This is a genomic window from Dubosiella newyorkensis, assembly GCF_001945605.1.
Taxonomy (GTDB): Bacteria; Bacillota_I; Bacilli_A; order Erysipelotrichales; family Erysipelotrichaceae; genus Dubosiella; species Dubosiella newyorkensis.
This window is the reverse complement of record NZ_MPKA01000146.1, coordinates 1-10,702: the sequence shown is the minus strand read 5'-3', so window position 1 is coordinate 10,702 and position 10,702 is coordinate 1. Positions and strand designations below refer to the sequence as shown.

The 10,702-nt window shown below is 41.0% G+C and carries 16 protein-coding genes; 14 read left to right on the top strand and 2 right to left on the bottom strand.

Annotated features, from left to right (window positions below; all coding sequences use genetic code 11):
* From rpsK to BO225_RS11875, 13 genes are all read left to right on the top strand, one after another.
* The coding region (gene rpsK / locus BO225_RS11935) for a 30S ribosomal protein S11 (RefSeq protein ID WP_076342210.1) at positions 1 to 128 on the top strand (128 nt) is incomplete at its 5' end.
* A 25-nt stretch (positions 129 to 153) separates the two neighbouring features.
* Positions 154 to 1,107 (top strand): DNA-directed RNA polymerase subunit alpha, encoded by a 954-nt coding sequence (locus tag BO225_RS11930; protein ID WP_076342415.1) that lies wholly within the window; start codon positions 154 to 156, stop codon positions 1,105 to 1,107.
* 17 nt (positions 1,108 to 1,124) lie between these two features.
* Positions 1,125 to 1,487, top strand: coding sequence for a 50S ribosomal protein L17 (gene rplQ / locus BO225_RS11925; protein WP_076342414.1), 363 nt, complete (start codon positions 1,125 to 1,127; stop codon positions 1,485 to 1,487).
* Between the two features lie 25 nt (positions 1,488 to 1,512).
* A complete protein-coding gene (locus BO225_RS11920; RefSeq protein ID WP_076342413.1) occupies positions 1,513 to 2,094 on the top strand; it encodes an O-methyltransferase in 582 nt (193 codons plus the stop codon).
* A 1-nt stretch (position 2,095) separates the two neighbouring features.
* A complete protein-coding gene (locus BO225_RS11915) occupies positions 2,096 to 2,521 on the top strand; it encodes a hypothetical protein (RefSeq protein WP_076342412.1) in 426 nt (141 codons plus the stop codon).
* Positions 2,522 to 2,598: 77 nt separating this feature from the next.
* Complete coding sequence (locus BO225_RS11910) at positions 2,599 to 3,426, top strand: energy-coupling factor transporter ATPase (protein ID WP_076342411.1); 828 nt, start codon at positions 2,599 to 2,601, stop codon at positions 3,424 to 3,426.
* Entirely contained in the window at positions 3,402 to 4,262 is an 861-nt protein-coding gene (locus tag BO225_RS11905) for an energy-coupling factor transporter ATPase (RefSeq protein WP_076342410.1), read from the top strand. The genes BO225_RS11910 and BO225_RS11905 overlap by 25 nt, the downstream gene beginning before the upstream one ends.
* On the top strand, positions 4,255 to 5,061 hold the full coding sequence (locus tag BO225_RS11900) for an energy-coupling factor transporter transmembrane component T family protein (RefSeq protein WP_076342409.1): 807 nt from the start codon (positions 4,255 to 4,257) through the stop codon (positions 5,059 to 5,061). The genes BO225_RS11905 and BO225_RS11900 overlap by 8 nt, the downstream gene beginning before the upstream one ends.
* Positions 5,058 to 5,789: a tRNA pseudouridine(38-40) synthase TruA gene (gene truA / locus BO225_RS11895; protein ID WP_076342408.1), complete on the top strand. Its 732-nt coding sequence runs from the start codon at positions 5,058 to 5,060 to the stop codon at positions 5,787 to 5,789. The genes BO225_RS11900 and truA overlap by 4 nt, the downstream gene beginning before the upstream one ends.
* Positions 5,782 to 6,621 (top strand): histidinol-phosphatase, encoded by an 840-nt coding sequence (locus BO225_RS11890; RefSeq protein WP_083632215.1) that lies wholly within the window; start codon positions 5,782 to 5,784, stop codon positions 6,619 to 6,621. Before truA ends, BO225_RS11890 begins: the two co-directional genes overlap by 8 nt.
* 105 nt (positions 6,622 to 6,726) lie before the next feature.
* Positions 6,727 to 7,164: a 50S ribosomal protein L13 gene (gene rplM / locus BO225_RS11885; protein ID WP_076342407.1), complete on the top strand. Its 438-nt coding sequence runs from the start codon at positions 6,727 to 6,729 to the stop codon at positions 7,162 to 7,164.
* A 12-nt stretch (positions 7,165 to 7,176) separates the two neighbouring features.
* Positions 7,177 to 7,584, top strand: a complete 408-nt coding sequence (rpsI, locus tag BO225_RS11880; protein WP_076342406.1) for a 30S ribosomal protein S9 — start codon at positions 7,177 to 7,179, stop codon at positions 7,582 to 7,584.
* Positions 7,585 to 7,685: 101 nt separating this feature from the next.
* Entirely contained in the window at positions 7,686 to 8,519 is an 834-nt protein-coding gene (locus BO225_RS11875; protein WP_076342405.1) for a Cof-type HAD-IIB family hydrolase, read from the top strand.
* 39 nt (positions 8,520 to 8,558) lie between these two features.
* Here BO225_RS11875 and BO225_RS11870 read toward each other — a convergent pair whose 3' ends face one another.
* Positions 8,559 to 9,353 carry an SDR family oxidoreductase gene (locus BO225_RS11870; RefSeq protein WP_076342404.1) on the bottom strand — a complete coding sequence of 265 codons (795 nt, stop codon included), beginning with the start codon at positions 9,351 to 9,353 and terminating at the stop codon, positions 8,559 to 8,561.
* 115 nt (positions 9,354 to 9,468) lie between these two features.
* Here BO225_RS11870 and BO225_RS11865 point away from each other — a divergent pair, with 115 nt between their 5' ends.
* On the top strand, positions 9,469 to 10,239 hold the full coding sequence (locus tag BO225_RS11865; protein ID WP_158023846.1) for a glycerophosphodiester phosphodiesterase: 771 nt from the start codon (positions 9,469 to 9,471) through the stop codon (positions 10,237 to 10,239).
* A gap of 282 nt (positions 10,240 to 10,521) precedes the next feature.
* Here BO225_RS11865 and BO225_RS12465 read toward each other — a convergent pair.
* Positions 10,522 to 10,702, bottom strand: a 181-nt coding sequence (locus BO225_RS12465) for a hypothetical protein (protein ID WP_198936074.1), incomplete at its 5' end; no start/stop codon positions are given.

Genomic DNA, 10,702 nt, shown 5'->3' with positions numbered 1-10,702 from the left:
GACCAGGACCTGGACGTGAAGCGGCTGTACGGGCGCTGCAGGTAGCGGGCTTGAACATCACGATGATCAATGATGTCACACCGATCCCTCACAATGGATGCCGTCCACCAAAAAGACCTCGCGGATAATAGCACACAATAAGGAGGTGCCTGAATGACAAAGTATAATATTCAAACAGTTGAGGAAACACAAACATCTGGAAAATTTATTTTCACTCCATTGGAGAGTCAATTCGGAATCACGCTTGGCAATTCATTACGCCGGGTAATGTTGTCGGCCATTCCAGGAGGCGCAGTTTTTGCGATCCGAATCGATGGTGTGTATCACGAATTTACCGGAATCAAAGGTGTGAGCGAAGATGTAGCTTCTATTATCTTGAATATTAAGCAGCTCGTTTTGAAAATCGATATTCATGATAATGAGGTCCATACTTTAGAAATCAAAAAGGAAGGACCATGTACCGTATACGCAAAAGACATCAAATGTCCAGAAGGGGTAGAGGTGCTCAATCCTGATTTAGAAATATGTACTTTGTCACAGGGAGCTTCCATTGATATGGAATTATCAGCTCGATTAGGTCGAGGATATGTTGGAGCAGAAACCAATAAACACATGTATCAATCCGATAACCAGCCTTTAGGAACGATCTATACCGACGCACTCTATTCTCCAATTCGCCGAGTAGGATATACAAGCTATCCGAAAGTTAACGAAGAAGGACAAGAATATGATGAGCTCGAGATGGAAATCGTAACGGATGGTACATTAAAACCATCGGATGTTTTATCGATCGCATCTAAGATCTTAAGAGATCATATAGCGATCTTACGTAACTTGGATGAAGACATTTTGGAAGAATCCAATCAGCCAGAACAGGAAAATGAAGTTAATAAAAACGCATTGCAGTCAAAGATGATCGAAGATCTAGAACTTTCTGTTCGTTCATACAACTGTTTGAAGCGTGCTGGCATCACAACCGTTGAAGAATTGATCCAAAAAACAGAAGATGAAATGATGCATGTGCGAAATCTAGGAAAGAAATCCTTAAAAGAAGTCAAAGAGAAGATCCATTCGATGGGACTCTCTTTCAAGTCAAATAACGAATAAAAACAGGAGGAACGAGAATGCGCAACCGTAAATTAGGTCGTACAGCGGATCACCGTAAAGCTATGCTCAGAAACATGGCGACATCGGTCATTCAACACGGTCAAATCGAAACTACAGAAATGAAAGCTAAAGAAGTAAGCGCTGTTGTAGATAGCCTTGTGACTCTCGCAAAACGCGGAGATTTACACGCTCGTAGACAAGCAGCTGCCTATGTTCGCAACATCGAAGTTGATGATAATGGAACAACTGCTTTGCAGAAATTGTTCAATGAAATCGGACCAGCCTATGCAGATCGTAATGGAGGCTACACTCGTGTCATCAAAACGAGAATTCGTCGCGGTGATGCAGCCCCAATGGCTATTGTTGAATTTGTGAAGTAGTAATCTGCTTCACTTTTTTTTGTATATGAAAACACAAGCAGAATTAAAACGATTCGCCACCAAGCATCAAGTTCCTGTGATGATGGATGATGGACTTCAATTTCTACTCGAGACGATCATGAACCAAAAAGGACAACGAGTCCTCGAAATTGGAACCGCTATCGCAAAAACAGCGATCGCGATCGCCTCCTTAGACGATTCTATTCAAGTGACAACTATTGAAAGAGATCCAGAAATGATTGCTCAAGCCAAGAAGAACATCAAAGAAGCTGGACTTGAAGAAAGGATCCATCTCATAGAAGGCGACGCGAATGAAGTCAGCATACCTTCTGAAAAGTTCGACATTATTTTTATCGATGCCGCAAAAGCCCAATATCAGCGCTTCTTTGCAAAGTACTCTCCTCTTTTAAGTGAGGATGGTATAATTATTTCAGACAATATGAGTTTTCATGGATTAGTAGAACACCCAGAAAACACAAAAAACCGCAACACAAAACATCTCGTTCGAAAAATCGCAGCCTATAAAGATTTTTTAAAAAACCATAGTTCATTCGATACGATCTTTTACTCGATCGGAGATGGTGTAGCGCTTACAAGGAGGAAATAATATGAATTGGTGGAAAGTGGCAGCAGCAGCTGCAGGCATCGCACTGGGAGCAGCAGGGATCGCGAAAGTCGTGATCGATAAGAGAAAAAAAGATCTGGATAATTACTTACTTCCAGCACCAGATGATACACAAAGCGAAGAGATCCCCGCTTTAAAGGCGGATATCTTATCTTGGGTCGGAATGGATTCAAATGTGCTTCCAGTCACTTTGTCTTTCGCCACACCAGACGCTCAAGCCGCCGATGTTTTTCAAGAAGCTCTTGCGAAAGATGGATTATCTTCTTCGTATGATTCCGTTTCGAATATCGTGGATATTCTCTATAACGGAGAAATGACGATTGATGGTTTGACTTTCTTAGCAGCTTCTTTGATCAACGCGATCAAGCAAACTGACGCGCAATATCAAGGCTATACGTTCGCACATTAAGAATGGAGACTTCCATTCTTTTTTTATAGGTTTTATAAGGAGTTTTGCTATAATAAAGAAGTTTAAGGAGAAAAGAAATGGATGCAGTAAAAGTAGACCATTGTTCGTTTTCGTACGATGGAGAAACCGATATAATTCGAGATGCTTCCTTTTCGATCCCAAAAGGAAGCTATACAACGATCATCGGGCATAATGGCTCAGGAAAAAGCACGATCGCAAAATTGTTGATTGGCCTTTTGGAAGCGCGAACAGGAGAAATCACAATCTTAGGACAAAAACTGGATGAAACAACCGTATATGATATTCGTTCCCACGTAGGGATCGTATTTCAAAATCCAGACAATCAATTTATCGGCTCGACTGTAGCTGATGATATTGCCTTCGGATTGGAGAACCACTGCGTACCTCAAGAAGAGATGCAAGCTCGAATCGAAGAGGCTGCCCAAAAAGTAGGAATGCTTGATTTTTTAGAAACGGAGCCGACAAAATTATCGGGTGGACAAAAACAAAGGGTCGCGATCGCAGGGATATTAGCAATGAGTCCCGACATCATTATTTTTGATGAATCAACAAGCATGCTCGATCCACAAGGAAAAAAGAGCATCAACGATCAAATCAAAAAACTTCATGATGAAAAAAATATAACCGTGATCTCGATTACACATGATATGGAAGAAGTCGCTCAAAGCCAGAATGTGATCGTTCTGCAAGAAGGGAACGTAAAAATGAGTGGCACTCCTATGGAAATATTCAAACATGAAGAAGAATTAAAGAAAATGCAGCTAGATATCCCATTCGCATTAAAGTTTTCCAATGCCCTTCAAAAAGAAGGCGTGTTTGATCATGGAATCTGTACTTTAGAAGGAGTTGTAGATGAACTATGTCGATTAAAACAAACCAATTAGAACATACATACAACGCAGGCACTCCTTTTGAACATCAAGCCCTTAAAGGAATTACCCTCGAAATTCCAGAAGGGAAGGTGACAGCGATCATCGGACAAACAGGCTCTGGCAAAAGCACCTTTGTCCAACACTTAAACGCGCTTATATTGCCTACGAGCGGGACAGTCGATGTCGAAGGATTTCATATTGATCCAGCCGCTAAGCTGAAAGATGTAAAAGAACTGCGAAAAAAAGTAGGACTCGTCTTCCAATTTCCAGAATATCAGCTCTTTGAAGAAACAATCGAAAAAGACATCGCCTTTGGGCCAAAAAATTTTGGCGTCACGGAAGAAGAAGCCAACACGCTTGTCAAGAAAGTGCTTCCGATCGTCGGCTTAGACCAAACGTATTTAGAACGTTCGCCCTTTGATCTAAGCGGTGGACAAAAAAGACGAGTAGCGATCGCAGGTATTTTGGTCCTTGATCCGGATGTGCTCGTTTTAGACGAACCAACAGCAGGCCTCGACCCACAAGGAGCCAAAGAAATGATGGATCTTTTCATGGATCTCAATAAAAAAGAAGGAAAAACGGTGCTTCTCGTTTCGCATGATATGGAACATGTCAAACAGTATTGTGATCATGTGATCGTATTCGAAGATGGAAAAGTAAAAAAAGAAAGCGATGTGCAGACATTTTTCGAACATCCAGAATGGATGGAAGAAATTGGTATCAATCCGCCAAGCTTGATTCGTCTCAAAAAGATGCTGCAAGAAAAAGGATTTCAAATTCCAGATACGATCTTAGATATGGACGCTCTTGTCGAATGTGTGAAAGGACAGGTGAAGAACGTTGAATAACATTGCTTTAGGACGATATTTACCTTTAAATTCACTCGTCAATCGAATGGATCCGCGCGCCAAGATCATGATCATGTTATTTTTGATGATCGCTATCTTCATTCCTGCTGGCATCTGGGGATATGTGTTGATTGGATTATTTATCTTAATTGCTTTAAAGTTGTCGAAATTGTCTTTATCATTTGCTCTTCGTTCTATAAAACCAATGATCTTCATGATGGCCTTCTTGCTCTTGATCAATATTTTTGTGATCAAGACAGGAACCCCATGGATCCAATGGGGTTGGTTCTCGGTCTATTCGGATGCGATCTATCAAACACTTTACATCGTCGTTCGTCTGATGATGATGATCATAATCACTACGATCTTAACAGCGACCACAAAGCCGCTTGATTTGACATTGGGAATCGAAAAGTTGCTTCATCCTTTCGAAAAGATCGGATTGCCTGCTCACATTATCGCTATGATGATCAGCATCGCGCTTCGGTTTATTCCTACCTTGATCGAAGAAACACAACGGATCATGAATGCGCAAGCGTCACGGGGTGTGGATTTAGAAAACGGAAGTATGAAAGAAAAAGTGATGGCGATCCTTGCCTTGATCGTTCCACTCTTCGTATCGGCTTTTGACCGAGCGGATCAATTAGCCAATGCGATGGAAGCTAGAGGCTACGATCCGCAAAAGCCTAGGACCCGCTATAAAGTATTAAAAATGACTGGGATCGATTACGCAGGAATGCTTCTTTCTTTTCTGATCCTTGTTTCCTGTATTTATATTAGCGTACGTGGTATTTCATGATCAAAGCTATCATCGCTTATGATGGATCAAACTACGCAGGATGGCAAAAGCAGACCAACGCGCTCGGGATCCAAGAAGTGTTTGAAAGAGCGCTTCAAAAAATTCATGGTGAGTTTTGTGAAGTGGTCGCGAGTGGAAGGACAGATGCGAAAGTTCATGCGCGAGGACAAGTGATCCACTTTCAAGAGCGCCCAGATATCCATCCTACGCAATATAAACGAGCGCTCAACGGTCTTTTGCCTTTGGATATCCGAGTGCAGAGCTGTGTTCTTGTTGACCATGATTTTCATGCTCGCTTTTCAGCGACCGGGAAACGATATGATTATATATGCACGCTCAATAAAGACGATCCCTTTTCATTTCGATATAAGACAGTTTTGATGCAGCCCGTCGATCTTGAGAAGATGAAAAAAGGCGCTCTTCTTTTAAAAGGAACCCATGACTTTACGAGTTATTCTTCGTGCAAGATCGACCCGAGAAAGCCTCGTACCAAAACGATCCATTCCATCGAAATTCAAGAAAAGGATGGTGATATTCGTTTTTCATTTGTAGGAACAGGTTTTTTGCGCTATCAAGTTCGTATGATGGTTGGCACTTTATTGGCATTAGGGCAATCGAAAATCGAAGTAGAAGATGTGCAAAAGATCCTGGATCGTAAAGATAAACACGCTTGCCGTTTTAACGCGCCCCCTCAAGGGCTTTATTTGATGGAGGTCTATTATGGATGAATCAAGTCCGATCAGAACGAATTATCATACCCATACTATACGATGTCATCATGCTGTAGGTTCGGATGAAGAGTATGTGCTCGAAGCGATCAAGAACGGGTATTCGGTGCTTGGATTTTCAGATCATGCTTGTTGGGAATATGACTCAAAATTTGAATCCCAAATCCGAATGAATGTCAATGAATTTCAGGAGTATAAAAAAAGCGTTTTAGCTCTTAAGGAAAAATATAAATCACAGATCACGATCTTATTAGGCCTTGAAGCGGAATACTATCCAAAATACACCGATTGGTTATTGACGTTTTGCGTGGATGAACAAATCGATTACTTGATCCTGGGAAATCATTTTTATTTGAGCGATGAATATGGTATTTATTTTGGACATACAGATCGTCGCTATATTGCTAAATATTTTGAGACATGCATCGAAGGCTTAAAAACAGGGATGTACGCCTATTTAGCCCATCCAGAATTGATTTTTCGCAATACGTATTTAGAATGGGGTCCAGAGATCGAAGAAGGATTTCGGCAAATTTGTTATGTATGCAAGCAACTCGATATTCCACTCGAATACAATGTTCTTGGCTGGCAGGCTAATCAAAAGGAAGATCGGATCATGTATCCGCATCCTAAGTTTTGGGAAATCGCGGGCCGCTATGGCTGCAAAGCGATCATCGGAATGGATGCGCATTGCCCTTCGGACCTGAATTCCACCTACTATGAAGAGGCTCGCAAGACCTTGGAACAATATCATGTAGAAATCGTAGAGTATATTGAGCCGATCAATTATTCATATTTGTTGGCTTTGGCCCTTGAGCAAGAGGAGTTTTAAGCGTTTATCATTGACAAATCACTAGGTTTTGGTATTATTTAGCTTGGCTAAACTCTGGCCGTTTGAGCCCCGGTAAATGCTCAAAACACAGGAGGAAAACACATCATGCGTCAAACTACAATGGCTAAACCAGCTGAAGTAAAACGCACATGGTATGTTGTTGATGGAGAAGGTCAAACTTTGGGTCGTCTAGCAACAACATGTGCACATGTGCTGAGAGGAAAACACAAACCTACGTATACCCCAAACGTAGATTGCGGTGACTATGTGATCGTAATCAATGCGGATAAAGTTGAAATGACAGGAAATAAGTTGAATACAGAAAAGTACTACAACCATTCCGGTTATTTTGGAGGACTTCGTACGCGTACAGCAAAAGAAATGAAGCAAAAGTATCCAGTTGAATGGGTAGAGCGTGCGATTCAAGGTATGCTTCCTCATACTAAGCTTGGAGATCAAATGCGCGGACACTTGTATGTATATACAGGAAGCGAACATCCGCACGCAGCTCAAAAGCCAGTTGAGCTGAAGGTAAAAGGATAGGAGGAATAGAAAATGGCAGTGAAAAAGTCAAATATCGTTCAATACCATGGCGTTGGACGTCGTAAAAAATCTGTTGCTCGTGTCTTCTTGCGTCCAGGAACTGGTAACATCAAAGTCAATGGAAAATCTTTGGAAGAATATGTACCAAGCACGATTCTTCAACAAGTTGTGAAATCTCCGCTCGAACTTACAAATACATTGGATCAATTCGATGTGCTTGTAAATGTAAATGGTGGCGGTTACACTGGTCAAGCTGGAGCGATCCGTCACGGAATCACGCGAGCTCTTATGGAAGCTAGCGAAGACTATCGTCCAGTATTAAAAGCGGCTGGATTCGTTACACGTGACCCACGTGCGAAAGAACGTAAAAAATACGGACTTAAAGCAGCTCGTCGTAGACCACAATACTCAAAACGTTAATTGGATTTCCAAGAAGATCACAGAAATGTGGTCTTTTTTTATTGAAACAAGTTCTAAAATCCATTAATATGCTTTTGAATCGCAAGAAAAGGGAGAAGAATATGGAGAAAAATATACAAGCATTTGTTGCGGATATCGATGGGACACTCGTTGCGAAAGGCGAAAAGCTTTTAGATAGAACAAGGAACGCTTTGGAAAGACTTCATCAAGAAGGTGTCCTTGTTGGGATCGCAACGGGACGACCGCTCGATCAAAGAATATTGGATAAAGCGAAAGAGTGGAATTTAAGTTTTGAATTTGATTTTGCGATCGGCATGAATGGCGGCGATCTGTGGGATAAAGAAAATAGAGTGATCGAACACTACTATCCTTTATCTTCTGAAAATATTTTTTCGATTTTGTCGTTTTTAAAAGATTTTGACATCAATGCGATCGTTTATGAAAAAGGCTATGATCAAGTGGCGTGCCTAAGAATGGATGACTTTATGAAAGACTCGATTCGCAGGAATCATTCCCACGTGGAAGTAGGAGATATTCAGCGCTTATCAAAGCAGGAAACAGGAAAAATCGAAGTCCACTGCAAAGGGGACGAGCTTGAAGCTGTTTATGCGGCGATCGAAAAAAATAGATCAGATGCTTGGATTTCCGTTGAGACATTCCGTGCGCCTGAGCATTTTACGATCGAATTCCAAGACCCAAGAGTCAATAAAGGAATGGGTCTAGAACGGTTTGCGCAGCAATCGAATATTCCTCTAGAGAAGATCATAGCGTTTGGCGATATGGAAAATGATATTCCCCTTCTAGAAAAAGCGGGATGGGGTGTCGCCATGCAGAATGGTTCAAAGGAAACAAAAGAAAGAGCGGATGCTATCACAGAACATAGTGTAGAAGAGGATGGGATCGGTCGTTATTTAGAAGCCCATTATTGGATGTAAAAATGGAAAGATGCATATCAGCGAGCATCTTTCCATTTTTTATTGTTTATAGATTTTTTCGGCTAGCGAATCTTTAAAAGATTCTAACCCTTCGCTTTGGCGTTGGGCAAGCAGTTCATTGGCGACAGAGCCTACGATATACTCGAATTGGTTCGTTTCGCTCGTAGCGGCTTCATAGACGACTTTCGCGACATCGCTTGCTTCGGGGAACGCATTAAAATCAGGAATCAAGATTTTTGACAAATTCTTGGCTGGTTTCAAATTCGTTTGGGAAGTATAGGTCTGCATTTTCAGACTTGTGTTGACTGGACCAGGAACGATCGTTTTTACTTTCACGTGGTATGGAAGCATTTCATAATAGAGGGATTCCATCACGCCTTCTAGAGCGCGCTTAGCTCCTGCATAGATTCCATCGTATGGGAAAGAGATCAGTCCCGATAAAGATGAGGTAGCTAAGATCACGCCGCTCTCCTTATTTTTAAAATACGGAATAAATTTCTGCATCAAGGCGATCGGACCAAATAAATCTGTCTCAAAGACAGAATGGATCGCTTCAGAAGGAATCGATTCAAGTCCTCCTTTCACGCTGATCCCAGCGTTGTTGTAGAGGACATCGAGCCCGCCATGTTCCATCACATAGTCATAAGCGTGATCGATATCTTCTTGTTGCGTAATATCTAGCTTGATTTTATGGATGTTTTCTATATCGTTAAGTTTACGGTCTTCTTGTGGATGACGCATTCCTGCGATCACGTTCCATCCTTCTTTCGCAAAATATAATGCGCTTGCTTGTCCGATTCCAGAACTAGCGCCTGTTATTAAAATAGTATTCATTTTATAGGCCTTTCTTTATCGAGTTAGACGTAATTTGATAGGCAAAATTTAAAAATCTGAGTAAAATGGCACTATGAGAATTCTAAGAAAATTAATTTCTATTGGGATAGGCAGTTTGACTGCAATTCTTTTATTTGGAATGAATTTTTCCGATCCTCTCCGGATCGTGGATTTGAAAAATTCAACCTACATCAATCCGACTCTTCAAGTTGTCGCTCATAGGGGTTCGTCAGCGAATCAACTAGAGCACACGTTTGCGGCTTATCAATCCGCGATCGATGAAGGATGCCGTCAGATCGAATTGGATGTCTACCAATCGTTGGATGGGACTTTATACGTTTCTCATGACCCATCGACATTACGTTTAACTGGTAAAGATTATATCATTAATAATACAAGTGATGAAGTGCTATCCTCATTAACTGTCCATAATGGAGAATCACTTCATACGCTTCAAGATTTTTTTAATCGGTTTGGGGATTCTATCCTCTATTTGATCGAACTGAAAGAGGGGACGCCTGCTCTTGATAATTTGCAGAAGTGTCTTGAAAAGAATCCAAAACTAACCAAGAATGTCACAGTTCAAACATGGGATGTTCAAAGCTTGAATGCGTTAGACTCAAGGTATCCGGAAATGTTCAAGCAGCTTTTGCTAAATGAAAATCAAGATGTGGCTAGCTATGTAAAATGCGATTGGATCGATTCTTTTGCTTTGAGGGCTCCGCAAGCGAAAAAAGAAGATATTGAATTGGCGCACCAATTTGGAAAAAAATATTGGGTATGGACGGTCAATCAAGAAGAAGATATACAAAAGTTTAAGGAGTGGGGGGTAGATGGTGTCATTACCGACCATCCAAGGGAGGCATTAGAGATCATGAACGCCTAAATTGGTTCAACCAATAAAAAACCAGAGTAAAATACGGAATGAATCAATAATTTACCCGTGGAAAATATCGATAAAAAATGTGTTTTTGTAGTGCAAATTCTTGACATTTGAACTTTACCTTGGTATATTAAGCTTGTAAATAGACAAGACAACTTTTAGGGAGAGTTAAAAATTGGCTATTTCATTGGATTAATCATTTCAGAGTTAAGTGATTGGAAAGTTTTGAAAAAGGAAGCATATGAGGGCTGATCAGCACCCTGTCAAGTAGACACGGGAAATAATTTACTGGAGATCCGCCTCTTTAATAGCACTTGCTATTAAAGAGGCCTTTTTTTTATCTATACCTTCCCAGTATTTTTTGATTCGTTTATTCTCTTTGATTGGATACAGTACCGGTTCATCGGTTGCTTTTGCAGCTTCTCTTACTTCAGATGCAGTAAGTCCGTGAAAACGTTCCTGTGGA

Coding starts and splice junctions, on each gene's coding strand:
- BO225_RS11930 (WP_076342415.1), top strand. CDS start 154: ATGACAAAGTATAATATTCAAACAGTTGAGGAAACACAAACATCTGGA.
- rplQ (WP_076342414.1), top strand. CDS start 1,125: ATGCGCAACCGTAAATTAGGTCGTACAGCGGATCACCGTAAAGCTATG.
- BO225_RS11920 (WP_076342413.1), top strand. CDS start 1,513: ATGAAAACACAAGCAGAATTAAAACGATTCGCCACCAAGCATCAAGTT.
- BO225_RS11915 (WP_076342412.1), top strand. CDS start 2,096: ATGAATTGGTGGAAAGTGGCAGCAGCAGCTGCAGGCATCGCACTGGGA.
- BO225_RS11910 (WP_076342411.1), top strand. CDS start 2,599: ATGGATGCAGTAAAAGTAGACCATTGTTCGTTTTCGTACGATGGAGAA.
- BO225_RS11905 (WP_076342410.1), top strand. CDS start 3,402: ATGTCGATTAAAACAAACCAATTAGAACATACATACAACGCAGGCACT.
- truA (WP_076342408.1), top strand. CDS start 5,058: ATGATCAAAGCTATCATCGCTTATGATGGATCAAACTACGCAGGATGG.
- BO225_RS11890 (WP_083632215.1), top strand. CDS start 5,782: ATGGATGAATCAAGTCCGATCAGAACGAATTATCATACCCATACTATA.
- rplM (WP_076342407.1), top strand. CDS start 6,727: ATGCGTCAAACTACAATGGCTAAACCAGCTGAAGTAAAACGCACATGG.
- rpsI (WP_076342406.1), top strand. CDS start 7,177: ATGGCAGTGAAAAAGTCAAATATCGTTCAATACCATGGCGTTGGACGT.
- BO225_RS11875 (WP_076342405.1), top strand. CDS start 7,686: ATGGAGAAAAATATACAAGCATTTGTTGCGGATATCGATGGGACACTC.
- BO225_RS11870 (WP_076342404.1), bottom strand. CDS start 9,353: ATGAATACTATTTTAATAACAGGCGCTAGTTCTGGAATCGGACAAGCA.